The 18,539-nt window shown below is 71.2% G+C and carries 17 protein-coding genes; 8 read left to right on the forward strand and 9 right to left on the reverse strand.

Annotated features, from left to right (window positions below; translation table 11 throughout):
- Positions 1-109: 109 nt before the first annotated feature.
- The 5 genes from ACWIHT_RS37065 (at position 110) to ACWIHT_RS37085 (ending at position 6,986) form a co-directional block, all read left to right on the forward strand.
- Entirely contained in the window at positions 110-1,873 is a 1,764-nt protein-coding gene (locus ACWIHT_RS37065; RefSeq protein ID WP_456172810.1) for a helix-turn-helix domain-containing protein, read from the forward strand.
- Positions 1,874-2,400: 527 nt separating this feature from the next.
- Complete coding sequence (locus ACWIHT_RS37070; protein WP_456172811.1) at positions 2,401-5,580, forward strand: nitrate- and nitrite sensing domain-containing protein; 3,180 nt, start codon at positions 2,401-2,403, stop codon at positions 5,578-5,580.
- Positions 5,577-6,014 carry a roadblock/LC7 domain-containing protein gene (locus ACWIHT_RS37075; protein ID WP_456172812.1) on the forward strand — a complete coding sequence of 146 codons (438 nt, stop codon included), beginning with the start codon at positions 5,577-5,579 and terminating at the stop codon, positions 6,012-6,014. Before ACWIHT_RS37070 ends, ACWIHT_RS37075 begins: the two co-directional genes overlap by 4 nt.
- Complete coding sequence (locus ACWIHT_RS37080) at positions 6,011-6,385, forward strand: DUF742 domain-containing protein (protein WP_200714322.1); 375 nt, start codon at positions 6,011-6,013, stop codon at positions 6,383-6,385. Before ACWIHT_RS37075 ends, ACWIHT_RS37080 begins: the two co-directional genes overlap by 4 nt.
- Positions 6,366-6,986, forward strand: coding sequence for a GTP-binding protein (locus ACWIHT_RS37085; RefSeq protein WP_456172814.1), 621 nt, complete (start codon positions 6,366-6,368; stop codon positions 6,984-6,986). Before ACWIHT_RS37080 ends, ACWIHT_RS37085 begins: the two co-directional genes overlap by 20 nt.
- Before the next feature lie 16 nt (positions 6,987-7,002).
- On the opposite strand, the gene ACWIHT_RS37090 is transcribed toward ACWIHT_RS37085, so the two are convergent.
- From ACWIHT_RS37090 to ACWIHT_RS37110, 5 genes are all read right to left on the reverse strand, one after another.
- Positions 7,003-7,638, reverse strand: a complete 636-nt coding sequence (locus ACWIHT_RS37090; RefSeq protein WP_456172815.1) for a DUF4232 domain-containing protein — start codon at positions 7,636-7,638, stop codon at positions 7,003-7,005.
- A 115-nt stretch (positions 7,639-7,753) separates the two neighbouring features.
- Positions 7,754-8,671 (reverse strand): NAD(P)-dependent oxidoreductase, encoded by a 918-nt coding sequence (locus tag ACWIHT_RS37095; protein ID WP_456173009.1) that lies wholly within the window; start codon positions 8,669-8,671, stop codon positions 7,754-7,756.
- Between the two features lie 63 nt (positions 8,672-8,734).
- The gene (locus ACWIHT_RS37100; RefSeq protein WP_456172817.1) at positions 8,735-10,135 is read right to left on the reverse strand and encodes a hypothetical protein; all 1,401 of its coding nucleotides are present in this window, start codon (positions 10,133-10,135) and stop codon (positions 8,735-8,737) included.
- Between the two features lie 37 nt (positions 10,136-10,172).
- Positions 10,173-10,565, reverse strand: a complete 393-nt coding sequence (locus ACWIHT_RS37105) for a MazG-like family protein (RefSeq protein WP_456172819.1) — start codon at positions 10,563-10,565, stop codon at positions 10,173-10,175.
- 23 nt (positions 10,566-10,588) lie between these two features.
- Complete coding sequence (locus ACWIHT_RS37110) at positions 10,589-11,140, reverse strand: DoxX family protein (RefSeq protein WP_456172820.1); 552 nt, start codon at positions 11,138-11,140, stop codon at positions 10,589-10,591.
- 122 nt (positions 11,141-11,262) lie between these two features.
- Here ACWIHT_RS37110 and ACWIHT_RS37115 point away from each other — a divergent pair, with 122 nt between their 5' ends.
- Entirely contained in the window at positions 11,263-11,589 is a 327-nt protein-coding gene (locus ACWIHT_RS37115) for a nuclear transport factor 2 family protein (RefSeq protein ID WP_456172821.1), read from the forward strand.
- A gap of 54 nt (positions 11,590-11,643) precedes the next feature.
- Positions 11,644-12,633, forward strand: a complete 990-nt coding sequence (locus tag ACWIHT_RS37120; protein WP_456172822.1) for an aldo/keto reductase — start codon at positions 11,644-11,646, stop codon at positions 12,631-12,633.
- Positions 12,634-12,661: 28 nt separating this feature from the next.
- Here ACWIHT_RS37120 and ACWIHT_RS37125 read toward each other — a convergent pair whose 3' ends face one another.
- Together ACWIHT_RS37125 and ACWIHT_RS37130 are read right to left on the reverse strand one after the other, a co-directional pair.
- On the reverse strand, positions 12,662-13,414 hold the full coding sequence (locus tag ACWIHT_RS37125) for an ABC transporter ATP-binding protein (RefSeq protein ID WP_456172824.1): 753 nt from the start codon (positions 13,412-13,414) through the stop codon (positions 12,662-12,664).
- Between the two features lie 131 nt (positions 13,415-13,545).
- Positions 13,546-15,021 (reverse strand): ABC transporter permease, encoded by a 1,476-nt coding sequence (locus ACWIHT_RS37130; protein WP_456172826.1) that lies wholly within the window; start codon positions 15,019-15,021, stop codon positions 13,546-13,548.
- A gap of 275 nt (positions 15,022-15,296) precedes the next feature.
- On the opposite strand from ACWIHT_RS37130, the gene ACWIHT_RS37135 reads away from it, so the two are divergent.
- On the forward strand, positions 15,297-16,475 hold the full coding sequence (locus tag ACWIHT_RS37135; RefSeq protein WP_456172828.1) for a D-alanyl-D-alanine carboxypeptidase family protein: 1,179 nt from the start codon (positions 15,297-15,299) through the stop codon (positions 16,473-16,475).
- Between the two features lie 220 nt (positions 16,476-16,695).
- Here ACWIHT_RS37135 and ACWIHT_RS37140 read toward each other — a convergent pair whose 3' ends face one another.
- Both ACWIHT_RS37140 and ACWIHT_RS37145 read right to left on the reverse strand, forming a co-directional pair.
- A complete protein-coding gene (locus tag ACWIHT_RS37140; protein ID WP_456172830.1) occupies positions 16,696-17,454 on the reverse strand; it encodes an SDR family oxidoreductase in 759 nt (252 codons plus the stop codon).
- Positions 17,455-17,471: 17 nt separating this feature from the next.
- Complete coding sequence (locus ACWIHT_RS37145) at positions 17,472-18,470, reverse strand: Gfo/Idh/MocA family protein (RefSeq protein ID WP_456172832.1); 999 nt, start codon at positions 18,468-18,470, stop codon at positions 17,472-17,474.
- Positions 18,471-18,539 lie beyond the last annotated feature (69 nt).

Genomic DNA, 18,539 nt, shown 5'->3' on the forward strand with positions numbered 1-18,539 from the left:
GTAGGCTCCCGGCACAGACAGCTTCGTCGGTAATCGTGCCGGTCCGCAGGGGTCGGGTGTTGCCAGCGGGTATTTGGCAACACCGGTCGGCCGGCGTGTTGTTGGGGGGATGGTCATCGAGCACGACGGATTCGGCGCGGAGTTGCGCCGGCGCCGCATCGCGGCCGGTATGTCGCTGAGCGAACTGGCCGGCAAGGTGTACTGCAGCCGCAGTTTCCTCAGCCGGGTCGAGAACGGACGCCGCAGGGCGTCCCTGGAGCTGGCCCAGCTGTGCGACGAAGTCCTGGGCGCCAAGGGTGCGTTGGCAGGCCTGGTGCCACCATCCGGCTCCGACGCACCGCCGAGGGCCGTTCGCGGGGAGACCGTCCGACTGGTCAAGTCCCCAGGGAAGGACGGGCGTTCGGCCCCCACGCTCGAACGGGCCGAGTTCCTACGGCTGTTGCGGCGCGGTGATCTCAGCCATGCCGCGGGCGAGATGCGGGAGGCCGAACGGCACTACACCGCCGCCTATCGCGGCGCCGCCGGGGACCCGAGGGCACAGGCCGAGGCCGTGATCAGGCTGGCGCGCCGCTGGTCCGACCCCGGGCAGGTCGACCGTGAGCTGATCCAGTCGATCAAGGGGTGCCTGGCCGCGCTGGAGGGCGACGGCGGCCCCGAGGCCGCGGGGCTGCGGCTACGGCTCGAAGCCCATCTGGCGAAGAAGATGGCCCTGGCGGTCAGCCAGGACACCGCGGCGGGGCTCGCCGGTCCCGCCGAGGGCGCCCGGCTCGCCGAGGACGCGCTGCGCCGATTACCCGACGACGGCGACGACGAGGTGCGCTGCGAGGTCCTCACCGAATGCCGGTGGGCACGCTACGACTTCATGGGCGCGCCCGAGTCACTGGATCTCTCCGAGCGGCTGCGCGAGGCCGCGGCCCGGCACGACTCGACGTACTTCCGCGGTGAGGCGCTCATGGCCGTCGCCATCGACCAGTTGCGCAACGGCCGTATCTTCAGCGCCCTGGCCACCGCCAACCAGTACCGCAAGCACGCGGCGGACACCCAGAGCGCGTTGGCCCTCTGGCAGCGGTACACCCTCGACGCCCTGCTCGACCTCTGGCACGGCCGGTTCGACGCCGCCGCCGAGTGGATCTTCGTGGAGTCCCTGAAGTTCATCGAACTCCTCCGCGCCGACTACGCCGTACCCGCGGACAACCTGACGCAGACCCGGCTCGGCCAGGCCTACTGGCTGCTGCGCCAACAGGGCCGCCTGCACGAGCTGTTCACCTCCGATCTGGCCGGTGACGTCGAGCGCCACGCCTACTTCCCCGTCTGGCGGGCCGGGCTGGCCCTCGCCCTGTGCGAGACCGGGCAGCACGCCGAGGGGGCCGACCTGTTCCTCGGCTGTGTCGCCGACGTCGACCGGTTCCCGCCGTCGGGCTGGGCGGTGCCCGCGCTGGTCCTGCTGGCGGAGGTCTGCGGGTCGCTGGACCTCGAAGGCGGATTCGAGGCCGAGTTGGCGCAGGCGGTGCCCCCGCTGCGGGCGCGCCTCGCGCCGCACGACAACGGGCCGCAGATCGCCCTGGGCGGCTGGCCCAGCGTCCTGGTCGGCCCGACGGCCCGGGCCAGCGGGCTGCTGGCGCTGGCGGCGGGGGAGCCGGAGACCGCACTCGACCGCTTCCGGCAGGCGGCGGTCCCGGCCCGCTCCTCGCAGCCCGAACTCGCCCGCCTCCGCCTGGCCCAGGCCCGCGCGACGCGCCGGGCGGGCGGTCCGGGCAGCGAGCCGCACGCGGTCCGGCTGCTGCGGGAGGCGGCGCGCGGGGCCGAGACGTACGGCATGACATCGCTCGGGGCGCAGACCCTGGCTTTGCTGGAGGCGCCGGGGCGGGCGTGAGCAACGGCCGCGGAAGTCCGTGGAGTTGGTGTGCACGACCGGTGTTTATGCTGTGAACTAGGTCACACTTGAGTCGGCCTCAAGTGCCCCGCCCCGCCGCTCCCGTCGCGTCCTCCATGCCACCCGCGCCGCCCTCTGCCCCGCACTTCACCCAGGGTAGTCAGCCAAAACGTCTTCGTGGGCGGCCGGTTGGGCGGGCGGGCCGCCGGATTGTCTACGCGCATAGTGTACTGAACGCCCTAAACGGCTGCGCCTGGAGTGTTTGTGGGGTCCCTTGACCCGGGTCGGATGGCTCGGTTTCATAACTGACCAACTGCGCGGGGGGCTCGGGCGCCCGTCGGGAAACCGCAGCCCGTCTTTGGCGTACGTGCCGTGCTACGCCGCCAACTCCCCAGTCTGTGCAGGCGTGTTGACGTATGCCCGCGATTCGATGCGTCACGCGCCACCCCGGAAAGGAAATCACCGGTGTCGCAGTTCCTCACCGCAGCCCGCCTCCATCGTCGCGCCGTCGGACACCGGTGGGTGAAGTGAGCAGACACCGGGGTACGTCCGCGCAGAAGGCACCCGGTACCGGCCGCGGGCGCAGTATCCGTGCCTCGCTCATCACGCTCGCGGTGGTGCCCGCGGCGGCGATGGTCCTGCTCTGGGTCAGTGGTTCCTACGCGCTGTTCGACCAGTGGCACAAGGCCAACCAGGAGGGACAGCCGGCGAAGACCACCTACGCGCTGGTGCCCGCGATCGGGGAGTTCCAGAAGGAACGGCAGCTGACGGTCGGCCTGTTGGCCTCACACGGCAGCCGCACCGCGCTGGTCGCGCAGCGGCGCCGGACCGACGCCGTGCTCGCCGGTTTCCGCAAGGCGGACGCCGCTTCCGGAAGTGACGGATCGACCCAGTACCGGGCCGAGTTGGCGACCGTGCGGAGACAACTCTCCGACCTGGCCGCCGAACGGGTCACGGTGGACGCGGGGAAGGGCAGTCGGCAGCACGCCTACACCGTCTACTCCGACACCGTGACGTCGGTGCTGAACCTCTTCGGGACGCTGAACACGGACGCCGGCGACGCGGCCACCGCGGCCGGCGCCAGCCACGCTCTGGCGTTCCTGCGCGGAACGGAGGCGCTGACGCAGGAGGAATCGATCCTCGACGGTGTCGCCGCCTCCGGGAAGCTGAGTGTCCAGGAGCGGGCGGCCCTGGCCTCGGCCGCGGCGGTTCGGGGTTCCGTGCTGTCCAACGAGGTCGAACCGTATCTGCCCGCGGATCTGGCGGCGGCACTCGGGACGGCCATGGGCGGGCAGAACGGGGACGCCATGGCGGCCTTCGAGACGACCGTCGGCACGGCGACCGTGGCGCACGACGGCACGATCGACGTGGCGCGCCCAGCGGCTGCCCGAGCGGCTGCCCCGGGGCAGGTGTCCGCCGCGGTGCAGGCCGTGGAGGGGCAGTTCCTGGCGCAGGTCACCAAGGACGCCGCGCACCGGACCCACATGGTGCTCGTCAAGGCGATGTGGGGCAGTGTCGTCGCCCTGGTCGCCGTACTCGCCGTCGCCCTGCTGTCCTGGCGCATCACCCGCTCCCTCCTCGGCCGGATGTCCGGCCTGCGTACCGAGACCCTCGAACTGGCCGAAGAGCGACTGCCCGAACTGATCACCCGGCTGCGCACCCAGGGCAAGCGCGCCGAACTCGACGACCTGCCCGAACTCGACTACGGCACCGACGAGTTGGGCAAGGTCGCGGAGGCCTTCAACAGCGCCCAGCGGACCGCGGTGAGCGTCGCCCTGGAACAGGCCTCGCTGCGCGAGGGCGCGCGGCTCGTCTTCCACAACATGTCCCGCCGCATCCAGCTCCTGGTGCACCGTCAGCTCACGGTCATCGACTCCATGGAACGCAAGGAGCAGGACCCCCAACTCCTCGCCGACCTCTACCGCGTGGACCACCTCGCCACCCGGATGCGGCGCAACGCGGAGAGCCTCACCGTGCTCTCCGGCGCGGCCCCCAGGCGCCGCTGGAAGCACGCGGTGCCGCTCGCGGACCTGCTGCGCAGCGCGGTCTCCGAGATCGAGGGCTACACCCGGGTCGTCGTCGAACCCCTCCCGCCCATCGCCGTGTTGGGCCCCGCGGTCGGCGACACCATCCACCTCATGGCCGAACTCATCGAGAACGGCGTGACGTTCTCCCCGCCGCACACCGAAGTACGCGTCCGCGCACTGCCGGTGGCACAGGGGTACGCCGTCGAGGTCGAGGACCGGGGGCTCGGCCTCGCGGTGGACGAGTACGCGGCGGCGAACGAACTCCTGCACCACCCCAAGGACTTCAGCTTCACCACCCTCGGCGAGGACCCGCGCCTGGGCCTCTTCACCGTCGGCCACCTGGCCCAGCGCCACGGCATCACCGCCAGCCTCCAGGCCTCGTCGTACGGCGGCTCGCTCGCCGTCGTCGTACTCCCGCAGGCCCTCACCGAGCCGGTGGCCGACGGCATACCGTCCCCGCTGGACGCCCGCGCGGAACGCCACCTGGCGTCGGTGGCCGGTTCCCCCACCGAACCGTTCCCGGCCCCCGGCCAGCCCACCGGCCCGGTCGGCGGCCCGCCCCGCGCGGGGGTGACGGCGGGCGGCATGCCGATGCGCACCCGCCGCACACGGAACGCCTCGGCGGTGGGCCCCGTTGTCACCGCCACGACAGCGCCCCAGGAGGACACGCCCTCCTACGAGTCCACACCGTCCCGCGAGACCGCGCCCACCTATGAGGCGCCTTCCCACGAGGTCGGGTCTTCCTACGAAGCGGCGCCTTCCCACGAGGTCGGGCCTTCCGCCGGTGACATGCCCTCCGTGGGCTCTCGCGCCGGGGACAGGCCCTCCGGGGGTTCCCGAGACGCAGGGGACAGGCCCTCCGGGGGTTCCCGAGAGGGGAACCCGCCGTCCAAGGGGTCCCGCATCGGGGAGATGCGGGCGTTGGGGTCCCGCACGGGGAGCGCGGCATCCGCGGGTTCCCGCGCGGGGGAGACGCCCTCCGACGGCCTTCGTGCCGGGGATGCGGCCCCCGCCGGTCTTCGCGCCGGGGAGACGCGGTCCCCGGGTTCCCAGGCGGGGGACGCGCCCTCCGGGGGCTCTCACACCGGGGAGTCGCCGTACGTGGGCTCCCCCCACACCGGGGAGTCGCCGTACGCGAGTTCCCACATGGGGGACGCGCCGTACGCGGGTTCTCACACCGGCGAGACGCTCTCCGCGGGGCTTCGTGCCGGAGACGTGGCTTCTGTCAGTTTCCGTCCCGGTGGCGGTGTGTTGCCCGGTGGGTCCCGTCCCGGTGGAGGTGCGGCTTCGCTCGGGTCCCGGGCGGGAGGGCTGCCCGGCGCGGGTGCCCGGGGCGGTTCCGGGCGGTTGCCGCGGCGGGTGCGGCAGGCCAATCTCGCGCCGCAGTTGCGGGACCGGGTCGTGGAGGCCGACGGTGACCACGGTCCGGGGCGGGAGGCGGAACGTCGGCCCGAGCAGGCGCGGTCGATGCTCGCCGCGCTCCGGGACGGTACCCGTCGGGCCCGTGCCCAGGAGGAAGTGCCCATGCCCGCCTGGCCGTCGGCGATGGGCAGGGAAAGCTCCGCGCCCGGCCGCCCGGCGGCCCCGCAAGACGAGTTCCCGCCGGCCAACTGGTCCACCACCCCGCCCGAGCGGCGTCAGCTGCCCACCCGTCCCCGTCCGACAAGGAACAACCCATGACTGCGCCCAACACCACGCACGGCGGACTGGCCTGGCTGCTGGACAACCTGATCGAGCGGATCCCCCAGACCCTGCACGCCATCGTCCTGTCGGAGGACGGACTCCTCGTCGGTTCCTCCGAGAAGCTCGCCCAGGAGGACGCCGAGCAACTCGCCGCCATTTCCTCGGGAGTTCACTCGCTCGCGCTCGGCACCAGCCGTCACTTCGGCGGCGGCCGGGTGCAGCAGACCGTCATCGAGATGGACGATCTGTTTCTCTTCGTCACCACCGCGGGCGGCGGCGCCCGGCTCGCCGTACTCGCCACCTCCGAGGTCGACGTCGGCAACGTCGGCTACGAAATGACCATGGTCGTACGGCAGGTGGGGCAGTTCCTCAGCGCGGCCCCCCGGTTCCCGGAGTACAGCGGTGTGCCCTTCGCGGGTGAGCATGAATGAGACATTGGTCGGAGGAAGATCCCTGGGAGGACGAAGACCCCGCGCTGCTCGTCCGCCCGTACACGGTGACCGGCGGCCGCACCCCGACCGCCCACTCCGGCATCGAGCTGATCACCCTGATCAGCACGGTCCGGCCGCCGACCCGCGACCAGCGTCTCCAGCCCGAACAGAACCGGCTGCTCGCGCTCTGCCGCACCCCTACGGCACTCGTGGAGGTCGCCGCCCGGCTCGATCTGCCCGTCGCGGTGATCCGGGTCCTCCTCGATGACCTGCTGGACAACGAACTCGTCTCCGTCTCCCCGCCCACCGCGGCCGGTACTCCCGACGCCCGTTTCCTCCAGGCAGTGATCGATGGCATTCGCAGAATCTGACCGCCGCGCCACCACCGTCGCGCCCAACGCAGCCACGGCCAAGATCCTCGTCGCGGGCGGCTTCGGCGTCGGCAAGACCACGCTCGTCGGCGCGATCAGCGAGACGACGCCGTTGCGCACCGAAGAACTCATCACCGAGGCCAGCGTCGGCATCGACAACCTCGCCGGCGTCGAGCAGAAGACGACGACCACGGTCGCCATGGACTTCGGCCGGATCACGCTGAGTTCGGCCCTCGTGGTCTATCTCTTCGGCGCCCCGGGCCAGGACCGGTTCTGGTTCATGTGGGACGACCTGTCCCGCGGCGCGCTCGGCGCGGTCGTCCTCGCCGACACCCGGCGGCTGGAGAACTGTTTCCCGTCCGTCGACTTCTTCGAGCACCGCGGCATCCCCTTCGCCGTGGGCGTCAACTGCTTCAACGGCATCTGCGAGGAGGACCCCGAGGAGATCCGCACCGCCCTCGACCTCGCCCCCGACATCCCGCTCGTCCTGTGCGACGCCCGAGACCGGGAGTCGGTGAAGTCGGTCCTGCTCGCCCTCCTCGAACACGTCATGCGGGGCCTGGCGGCGGAGGCGTCGGGCGACCACCGCCAGTCGGTGTAGCGGTGTAGCCGTACGGTCATGAGGGCCGCGTCGCCGATACGGCGGTCGCGGTCACCGTGCCGTCGCACTCCGCGAACTGCCCGTCGTCAAGGGCGACTTGGTGTTTCCCGGCGCCGGGCAGTCCGATCACCATCGTCGGGTAGATCACCGGCGCCGACCCCGACTCGCAGTAGCCGTCCCCCTCGCCCTGCACCTGCGCGAAGGTCAGCTTCAGCCAGGCCCGGCCGCCGGGGGCCAGTTGTACGGGGGAGGCGGTACCGGCGGGCGTGACCTTCAGCGGGACGTTGAGTTCCGGCGACCCGTTCGCCGCACCGGCGACGGTGGGGTGTCCCCGCAGCACACACGCCTTCGCGCCGGTGTTCGTGAACCGCACGACCGCCGCCCCGGTGCCCGTGCCCTGCGGCCGGTCGGCGGCCTGGTAGGCGCTCGCCTCAAGGGAGTTGGCCGCACAGCCGGTCGTTGCTGTGGCCGTCGCCGTTGTCGTGGCCGTTGTCGTGGCCGTGGCTGTTGACTTGGTCGCGGTCGGTGCCGCCGTCGACGACACGTCGGACCCCGACTCGGCATCCCCCGGCTGACACCCCGTCAGCCCCAACGTCGCCGCCACCACGGCCACCGCCGCCACCGCGCCCCCACGGATGCTGATCCTCTGCATGACGTCCCCCGAACTCGCTTGGTGCGGACCGGCTCTCACCGGTACTCGCGGAGAGAGACAGGCCCGTCGCGCCCGGGGTTTCGCCGACGTACGGGCTGTGACGCAATGGTGACGCTCAGTCGAAGCTGGCGAAGTACGCCGCCGCCATGTCCTCGTCGCCGTGCCCCTGTGCCGCCGCCCGCGCGAACCGTTCCGCGCCCGCCGCCGCCACATCCAGCCGTACGCCGTTCGCCGCGCCCGCCTGCACGATCAACCGGGCGTCCTTCTCCGCCGTCGTGACCGCGAAACTCGCCGGAGTCAGTTGGTCGCCCAGGATCGCGGCCGACTTGGCGTGCAGGTAGCCCATGTCGAGGGGGCCGCCGGCGATGAGGTCGAGGAAACTCTGGGGGTTCACGCCCAGGCCCTTGGAGAGGGCCAGGGCCTCGCCCGCCGCGTTGGTCACGGCGAGGACCCAGCTGTTGGCGACCAGCTTCAGGCGGGTCGCGGTGGCCGCCGCGCCGTCCTCGCCGACCCACATCGTGCGGGCGCCGACCGCGTCGAAGACCGGGGTGACCGTCGCGCGGCCGGACTCCGGGCCCGCCGCGAGGACCGTCAACCGACCGGCCTCGGCGGGCTGGCGGGTGCCGAGCACGGGGGCGTCGTAGAAGACCAGTTCGTGGCGGCCGGCGAACGCGGCCAGTTCGGCCACCGATTCGAGGCCCGAGGTCGTCGACTGGATCCACGCGGCGCCGGGGCGCAGGACGGGCGCCGCCTCGCGCATCACGTCGAGGACGGTGTCGCCGTCGTAGAGCATGGTGAGGATCACGTCCGCGTCGCGCACGGCCTCCGCCACGGTGTCGGTGACGTGCGCGCCGTCGTCGGCCAGCGGTTCGGCCTTGGCGCGGGTGCGGTTCCAGGCGTGGACGGTGTGTCCGGCGCGGGCGAGGTTGCGGGCCATCGCGGCGCCCATGATGCCGGTGCCCAGGACGCCTACGGTGAGCTTCTCGGTGGTCATGACTCGGCTTTCGTCCTCGACGGTGTTGTCGAGGACCAGGGTGCCAGGGTGCCGCGCGCCCGGCCTCCCGACCGGGCGCGCGGCATGGGAAGGCTTCGCCCGTCAGCCGGTGACCGTGAACCAGGTCGAGCGGGACTTCTGCCACTCCGGGTGCGTGAGGTCCTTCGCCTCGGTGCCGTCGCCGTACAGGTCGGCCGCGCCGTCGTCGGTGATCAGCTGGGCGCGGGCGCCCGCCACCGTCAGGTCCGGTACGTCGACGACCGCCTCCCAGGCGCCCGGGTCCGTGGTCGGCAGGTCACGCAGTTTGACCGGCTTGTCGGCCGCGTTGCCGGTCCAGGAGTAGAGGGCGTACGGGTCGGAGTTGTCGTCGGCGGCCCAGGAACCGGCGACGATCAGGTACTGGTTCGCCGTGTTCTTGCGGATGTCGCGCACGGACAGGCCGCCGAGGTCCAGTTCGACCGGCGTGCCGAAGGTCGCCGCCGTGCCGTTCGCGACCACCTTGTCGATGTTGGTGACCGGCACGAGGAGCGCCTTGCCGCCCGCGACCGCCGGGGCCAGCGGCGCGCGGAAGCCGATGTACGCCGTGGTCGTCGAGCCGGGCGCGAACTCCAGGCCCTCCACGTTGAATCCGTCGATCTCCTTGGGGATCTCGCCGTCCGCCGTGCCCGCGGCGAAGCCGTACTTGTTGCCGTTCGCCTTGTCCCACGCGACCAGGTTGTCGCGCAGCTTGCCGTACGAACTGCCGTAGGAGAGCACGGTGTTGGCGCCGGTGCCGGTCACCTTGGTGGTGAAGACCGTGTTGCGGGCCGCCTTGTACTCGCCGTCCTTGTTGTTGCCGAGCGATCCTGTCCAGTAGATCGTGTCGCCGACGCGGGCCGCGCCCTCGATGTCGATCTCCTTGGACACGTCGATGTCGTCGCTGAAGTCCCAGGTCTTCAGCGGAGCGCCGGATGCCGAACGGTCGTACAGGCGCAGGACGTTGGACTCGTCATCCGCTACGACGACGTAGCCGCCGCCCACGTCGACCGCGGCGGAGGCGTCGCTGGAGCCGGTCAAGTAGCGGGTGTCGGCGGGCTGTTGGACCGACGCCGAGGCCGCGTAGTGGAGGGTCTTGGTGGCCGTCTTGCCGCCGAGGCCCGTGACCTTCACGGTCAGGTCGGTGTAGCCCTGCGCGGCTGCCGCCACGGCGAGTTGGCGGGTGGCGCCGGTGCCGGTGACGGTCACCGCGCTCGTCGGCGCCACGGACGTCTTGCTGCTCTTGCTCGCCGCGACCGTCAACGCGCTGACGTCCGCGCCGCTCTGAGCGACCGTCACCTGGACCGTCGGATCGCCGACGCCGCCCACCGCGCCCGAGAGGTAGGTGGCCGAGAGGGAGATCGTCGGTGTGCCGTAACTCGCCGCGTGCGCCTGGGTGTCGAAGCTCAGGCCGAGGGCGGCGAGGGCGAGGCAGGTGCCCGCCACGGCGACCGTCCTGCGCCCGCTGGAGAAAACGTAGTCCTGCACTGGGACCCCTTCGTCGGCTCGGTGTCGACGAGAAGGCTCAGTGGATGTCACCAACTTGGCGCGGCGCGGGCAGGTCCTGAGGGTGAACAACGGCGGACGGGCCGAGGGAGCGGTCCATGACCCGGGCCAGGTGACGGGTGAAGACCTCCTGCGTGTCGGGGGTGAGGGTGCGCAGCGCGATCAGCGCGGTGATGACGACGTCGCACAGTTCGGCCTGGACGTCGTCCCAGGTGTGGGTGACGCCCTTGCGCGGGTTCTGACCGGTCACCCCGATCACCGCCTCGGAGACCTCGCCGACCTCCTCGGACAGTTTCAGGATGCGCAGGAGGAGCCCCTCCCGGCCGTCGAGGGGACGGTTCGTGTCCACCCAGGTCCAGAGGTCCTCGATACCGGTCCAGAGCGCGGTGGGCTGGTCCTTCTGATCATTCATGCGTCCAGCCTGCCATCGGTTCCCTACTCGTCGAACAGCGTCTCCTGCCCGAACTCCGCCGACTTCGACTCCCGCACCCGTCGGTTGCGCATCCCGACCACCACGGCCGTCGCCGCCCCGGTCACCGCGAGGGCCGCCGGGACCATCCAGTTCCGGTTGACGGCGTGGCCGAGCGTGTGGTCCAGGGAGATACGGCCCGGCCCTGTGATCGCGAGGCCGGCCGCGGTCAGGGCGAGGGAGGCCGCGTACTCGTAGCCGCCGCCCGCCGCGAAGAACCCGTTGGGCGCGTGCACGGCGGTCGCGCCCGCCATCGCACCGGCCGCCGCCGCGCCCGCCGCCGGGGTCGCCAGACCCATCGCGAGGAGCGCGCCGCCGCCCGCCTCCGCGAGGCCCGCCATCGTGGCGCTGCGCCTGCCGGGGGAGTAGCCCATCGCCTCCATGGCCGCGCCGGTGCCCTCGATCCCGCCCCCGCCGAACCAGCCGAACAGCTTCTGCGAACCGTGCGCGGCCAGCACACCGCCGGTACCCAGCCGGAGCAGCAGCAGGCCCAGATCTTGTCGGTCGTAACAGGTCACGGTGACTCCCCGGACGGACGGCGCGGACGGTCCCTCCACCGTCGCACCTCCGGCCTGCGGCGGGCCTGCGGGGACCGCCGTTCGGGTGGCGGCCCCCGGGGAACGGTGTGAGTCTGGCCCGCATGACGATTCAGCCAGCCAAACTCAGCGATCCATCCGTCCGGGCCTTCGTCAGCGCCGTCAACGCCCATGACCGCGACGCCTTCCTGGCGCTCCTCACGCCGGACGCGACGATGTCGGACGACGGCTCCGAGCGGGACCTCACCGACTGGATCGACCGGGAGATTTTCTCCTCCCACGGCCACATGGAGGTCGAGCGGGAGTCCGACGGCGGCCGTTCCCTCGTCGCCGGCTACGCCAACGACACCTGGGGCGAGATGCGCACCGCGTGGCGCTTCACGGTCGGCGAGGACGGCAGGATCGCCCGCTTCGAGACCGGGCAGGCCTGAGCGACGTAAAAACCCTTGCCCTGAAGTGCGCTCCAACTCCTAGTGTCCGCAGGCATGGAGACGAACAGCAGGACCCTGGGACGCAGTGGCATCGACGTGAGCGCTCTCGGCTTCGGCTGCTGGGCCATCGGCGGGGAGTGGCAGGACGCGAGCGGGCAGCCGCTGGGCTGGGGCAAGGTCGACGACGAGGAGTCCGTACGGGCGGTCCGGCGCGCCCTCGACCTGGGGGTCACCTTCTTCGACACCGCCGACACCTACGGCGCCGGGCACAGTGAGCGCGTGCTGGGCCGGGCGCTCGGCAAGCGCCGGGACGACGTGGTCCTCGCCACCAAGTGGGGCAACGTCTTCGACGAGGAGACCCGCACCCTCACCGGCTCCGACGACTCCCCGGAGTACGCCCGCCGCGCGCTCACCGCGTCGTTGAGGCGCCTCGACACCGACCACATCGATCTCTACCAACTCCACCTGTCCGACGCCGACTTGGGGTGTGCCGCCCAACTCCGGGACCAGTGCGAGGAGTTCGTGCGGGAGGGGCTGATCCGGGCCTACGCCTGGAGCACCGACGACCCCGCGCGTGCCGCCGTGTTCGCCGAGGGGGAGCACTGTGCCGCCGTACAGCACGCGGCGAACGTGTTCCAGGACGCGCCCGAAATGTTCGCGCTGTGCGATGAGTTGGAGCTCGCCAGCATCAACCGCAGCCCGCTGGCCATGGGCCTGCTCACCGGCAAGCAGGCCGCCGGGCGGACCCTGGAGGCCGGCGACATCCGCAACACCCCGCCCGCCTGGATGCAGGGCTTCAAGCAGGGCGCCGGGGCCGACGAGGACTGGGTCGCCCAGGTCGACGCCCTCCGCGAGATCCTCACGTCCGAGGGCCGTACGTCCGCCCAGGGCGCCCTCGCCTGGCTGTGGGCCCGCAGCCCCCACACCGTCCCGATCCCGGGCTTCCGCTCGGTCCCCCAGGCCGAACAGAACGCGGGCGCGATCGCGAAGGGGCCGCTCACCGCCGGGCAGTTGGCCGAGGTCGACCAGGTGCTCGGGAGGTGAACGGCCCCGACGGGATCGGCGGGCGGGCTCAGTAGCCCTGGTTGCCGTACTGCGCGTACTGCTGGCCGGAGTTGCTCTGCTGAGGGGCGAACTGGCCGGTGCCGCGGCCCTGTTCGGTGAGGGTGATCTGGCCGGCCTTGATGGTGGCCAGGCGCGGGGCGCGGCGGGCGATCGACGAGTCGTGGGTGACCATGATGAAGGTCAGCCCGTACTCGTGCCAGAGGCCTTCGAGCAGGCCCATGATGTCGTCGCGGGTGCCCTCGTCGAGGTTGCCGGTGGGCTCGTCGGCGAGGAGCACCTTCGGCTTCTTGACCAGCGCGCGGGCGATCGCCACGCGCTGCTGCTGGCCGCCGGAGAGTTCGGACGGGGCGTGCTTGAGGCGGTCGCCGAGGCCTACCGACGTCAGCGCCTCCGCCGCCCGCTCGCGGCGTTCCGCCGGCTTGACGCCGAGCGGGACCAGGGCCGTCTCGACGTTCTCCTGCGCGGTGAGCGTCGGGATGAGGTTGAAGGACTGGAAGATGATGCCGATCTTCTCGGCCCGCAGCCGGGTCAGCTTGGCCTCGCTGATGGTGGCGAGGTTGACGTCGTCCAGCTCGACACTGCCCTCGGTGGGGCGGTCCAGGCCGCCGATCATCTGGAGCAGCGTCGACTTGCCGCCGCCGGTGGGGCCCTGGATGACGAGCTGGTCGCCGTCCTCGATCGTCAGGTCGACGCCGCGCAGCGCCTCGACCGTCTCCTTGCCCCGCGTGTAGCGCTTGGTGACGCCGGTGAGCTTGTACATGGGATCTCCGTCGATGAGTCCGTGAAGAAGAAGAGTGTTGGGGCGCCGCCTCCCGGGGGGAGTGGAGGCGGCGCCCCGGATCAGGGGGTGCGGCGGCCTGTGACAGCGACCGCTCCGCGGCAGCCGCCGTCCTACGACACGCTGCGCAGCGCGTCCGCCGGACGCATCCGGGAGGCACGCCAGCCGCCCATCGCGCCGGCGATCAGACCGCCGGTGACGGCCAGGCCCACCGCGAGGGCGATCGTGGTCAGCGAGACCGGCGCGTTCAGGGCGATCTCCAGGGTGTTCTGGGTGGCCTGCTGGCCGGGGCCGCCCTGACCGCCGCCGGGGCCGCCCTGGCCGCCACCGCCGCCGGTGGAGCCGAGCTGCGCGGTCAGCTTGGGGCTGATCGCGGTGACCGTGTAGGCCGCCGCGAGGCCCAGCGCGATACCGAGCCCGCCGCCGATCAGACCGTTGACCATGGACTCGCCGACGACCTGCCGGGTGACCTTGCGGCTCGGCCAGCCGAGCGCCTTCAGGGTGCCGAACTCACGCACCCGGCGCGACACGGCGGAGGAGGTGAGCAGCGCGGCCACCAGGAACGCGGCGATGAGGACCGCGATGGACAGCCACTTGCCGACGCTGGTCGCCAGGTTGGAGGCGGTGGACAGCGAGCCGGACACGGTGGACGCGAGGTCGGCGGAGGTGGTGACCGTCGTACCCGAGATGTTCTTCTGGATGGTCGTCTTGACGGTCGAGATCTGCTTGGAGTCGGTCGCCTTGACGTAGATCGTGGTGACCTTGTTCTTCGAGTCGCCCAGCGTCTGCGCCTGCTTCAGCGGCAGGTACACGTCGATCGTGGACTCGCTGCTGTTCGGCGTCGCGACGCCGATGACCGTGAACTTGGTGCCGGAGATCGAGAAGGTCGAACCGACCTTGTACTTCTTCGACTTGGCGTACGACGCGCTGACGACGGCGACCTTCGCGTTGGTCTGCGAGGTCGTGAACGTCTTGCCGGAGGTGATCTTCGACGTGGACAGCGGGCCGAGCGTCTGGTTGGTGACGTCGATGCCGGCGACCGAGTACGAGTTCACGTTGAAGTTGGCGCCGCCGCCCTGGACCTGCGGCGCGCCGGTGCTGCTGGTTCCGCCACCGCCGCCGGGGCCGCCCTGCTGCGAACCGGAGGAGGAACCGGACGTGGTGGAGGACTTCGCCTTGCCCTGGGTGAAGGAGCCGTCGACCTTGGTGACGTTCAGCGTGAGCGAGCCGACCGCGCTGGACACGCCCTTCTGCGCGGCGACCTTGGTGACCAGGGAGGACGCGAGGACCTGACCGCCCTGCGTGTTCACCCGGTCCGAGCTCTGCGAGCTGCTGGTGGAGGTGCCGCCGAACTTGAAGCTGGGACCCTGTGAGCTGCCGGCCTTGGGGGCCGACTGCGCCTTGGTCACGGTCATGTCAGTTCCGAGACCGTACAGAGACTTGAGGACCTTGTCCTGAGCCTGACTCATGCCGGCCGACACCGAGTTGACGGTGATGACCAGCGCGATACCGAGCGCCAGACCCATGGCGATGACCAGGGCCGCCTTCTTGCGCCGGCTCAGCTCGCGCTTGAGATAGATGCCAAACATCCCATTCCCCAAAGGTTCTTGGCGCCCGCTGTGGGCGCGGCCACAAGCTATGGAGGAACCTTTGAGTCGACCTGAGTAAAGGATGTGTCTGGCCTGAGAAAAAGACGCCCGAAATCAGAATTGTGTCAGACAGCTCATTCCTAAGCTGCGGAGGGCGTCCTGCCAGGAAACCCCAGTTCAATGGCCTGTTGGTGTGGGGTGCCGCGCCTTCGCGGCGGCTTCTTTTCGCCACCCCCGCCGTGCACCGCCCGGCCCCGATTTTGTACGGTCCCCGGATGCGCGATTCCTCTCGGCTCACCCGGCGTGCCGCTCTCGGTCTGACCGCCGCCGCCCTTCCCGTGGCGGCGGCCACTCCAGCGTCCGCGGCGACAGTGATAGGCGGTGAGCGTCTGGCCCGCGACGGGATCCAGACGAGTGGTGCCACCGGTCTGCCCAAGAAACTCACCGCCCGCTCCTGGCTCGTCGCCGACCACAAGACCGGTGAGGTGCTCGCCTCGTACCGCGCGCATCAGCGGCTCGCGCCCGCGTCCACGCTGAAGATGCTGTTCGCCGACACCGTGCTGGGGAAGTTCGAGCGGACCCGGACCTACCGGGTCACCGACGCCGACCTCGCCGACGTCCCGTCCGGCTCCAGCATGGTCGGCGTCAAGCCCGGAATCACCTACACCGTCCACCAGTTGTGGCAGGGCGTCTTCCTTCGCTCCGGCAACGACGCCGTGCATGTGCTGTCCCACATGAACGGCGGGATCGCCAGGACGGTCGCCGAGATGCAGGCCAAGGCGAAGGACCTCCAGGCCCTGGACACCCATGTGGTGAGCCCGGACGGCTTCGACCACCCCGGGCAGGTCTCGTCGGCGTACGACCTCACCCTTTTCGCCCGGCACGGCCTGCACGACGACGACTTCGGCGCCTACTGCTCCACCAGGACCGCGAACTTCCCGGCCGGCGGCAAGAAGACCTTCCAGATCCAGAACACCGACCGCCTGCTCACCGGCGCCTACGGACTGCGCCCGTACCAGGGCATGATCGGCGTCAAGAACGGTTACACCAGCCACGCCGGAAACACCTTCACGGGCGCCGCCACCCGCGACGGCCGCACCCTGCTGGTGACCGTGATGCACCCGGCCAACGGCGGCAACGAGGTCTACAAGGAGACCGAGGCGCTGCTCGACTGGGGCTTCGGCAAAGGGAGTTCGGCCCGCGCGGTGGGCACGTTGGTCGACCCGCTGAGCGAGGGCGGGGCGAGCGCGAGCCCGACGCCGTCGGGGAAGGGTGCCAAGGGGGCTCCGGGGGCGACGGGCGCGGCGGCCACGTCGTCGGACGGTTCCTCGCCCTGGCATCTGCTGGAGGGCGCGGCCGGGGCGGTGGTCCTGCTCGCGGGCGGCGCGTTCGCGCTGCGGAAGCGGCGGGCGGCCGTGGCGGCGGCGAAGTCCCTGGAGGAAGACGGGAGTTGAGACTGTGCGACAGCCGTTCCACCGCCCGGTGTGACACCTCGCGGTCCCACGCGAGGCCCACCCCCACCCGGGCAGTGGAACGACTGCCGCCTCCCCCCTCGGGTTTGGCCTACGGAAGCTCAGTCCCCCAACTGTGAAGCTTTGGTGGAGAAGAGTTGAGCATAAGTCAGTAACCGGGCGCAACGGTGCGGACGGTCAAATTCCGTTTGTGCAACTTGCCTCAGCCACGGCCCACATACGGCATCGACGTCGCCAACACCGTCGCGAACTGCACATTCGCCGCCAACGGCAGCTCCGCCATGTGCCGCACCGTCCGCGCCACATCCGCGACATCCATCACCGGTTCCGGGGCTACCACCCCGTTGGCCTGCAACGCCCCGGTCTCCATCCGCCGCGTCATGTCCGTCGCCGCGTTCCCGATGTCGATCTGCCCGACCGCGATCGAGTACGGCCGCCCGTCCAGCGAAAGGGACTTGGTGAGCCCCGTCAACGCGTGCTTGGTCGCCGTATAGGCCACCGAGTGCGGCCGGGGCGCATGCGCGGAGATGGACCCGTTGTTGATGATCCGCCCGCCCTGCGGCACCTGCTCCTTCATCCGCCGGAACGCCGCCTGCGCGCACAGGAACGCCCCGTTGAGATTGGTGTCCACCACATGCCGCCACGCGTCGTACGGCAGCTCCTCCACCGGCACCCCACCGGGCCCGAAGGTCCCCGCGTTGTTGAACAGCAGGTCCACCCGCCCGAACCGCTCCACCGTCGCGTCGAACAGCGCGTCCACGTCCTCCGGCCGCGCCACATCCGTCGCTACGGCGATGGAGGCACCCTCGGGCACCAGCGCGGCCGTCTCCTCCAGCGTCCCGGCGCGACGGCCGGCCAGCGCCACCGACCAGCCCGCGCGCAGCAGTTCCACGGTGACCGCGCGGCCGATCCCGGAGCCCGCGCCGGTCACCACGGCGGTCCTCATCTGTTCTGCGTCCATGGGCCGCAGCCTACGAGTCAGCCCTCCTGCGGGTACCGCACCCCGATCCGCTCCCGTACCGCGTCCAGCGTGCGCATCACCGCGAGGGTGCCCTCAAGCGGCACCAGCGGCGACTCGGTCTCACCGGCCCGCAGCGCCCGCATCACCTCGGCCGCCTCGTGCCGCAGCGTGTTGCGCGGCCCGTCCGCCGGGTCGAGGACGAACTCCTCGGGGTCACGGCCGTCCCGGTGCAGTACGAACCGCTCCGGGTGGAAGAAACCGTCCGGGATGTCGATCCGCCCCAGCGAACCCGTCACCGACGCCGACGTCCCCGTACCCCCGACGATCGAGCAGTGCAGCGCCGCCAGCGCGCCGCTGTCCCACGAGAACAGCGCCGCCGTCTGGAGATCGGCGCCCTCGGCGGATAGCACGGCCGACGCCTTGATGTCGGCGGGCTCACCGAGCAACAGGTGCGCGAACGACACCGGGTACACCCCGAGGTCCAGCAGTGCGCCCCCGCCCTGCGCGGGGTCCCGCAGCCGGTGTGACGGAGGGAAGGGGCCTTCGAGCCCGAAGTCGGCCTGGACGGTACGCACTTCACCGATCGCACCGTCGTCGACGAGCGCCTTCAGCCGCCGCACCAGCGGATTGCAGTACATCCACATGGCCTCCATGAGGAAGCTGCCGCGGTCAGCCGCCAGGGCGACAAGTTCGGTCGCCTCAAGGGAGTTGAGGGTGAAGGCCTTCTCGACGAGCACGTTCCGCCCGGCCTCCAGACAGAGACCGGCCGCCGCGCGGTGCGCCGAGTGCGGGGTGGCGACGTAGACGACATCGATGTCCCCGTCCGCCGCCAGCGCGTCCCAGTCGCCGTAGGCCCGCTCGATCCCGAACCGTTCCGCGAACGCCTTCGCCGACTCCTCCGTCCGAGAGGCCACCGCGACCACCTCGGCGTCTGGCAGATCCACCAGCGCCGCCGTGAACGCGGCGGCGATCCCACCGGTCGCCAGGACTCCCCAGCGCACGTTCTCTTCCGTCATCGCGGCCCCACCCTCGTTCACCAGACCCTCGGCACCCTGTACGAGCTGAGAGCATAGGTGGCGGACCAG

This window comes from Streptomyces sp. NPDC002276, from assembly GCF_053891435.1.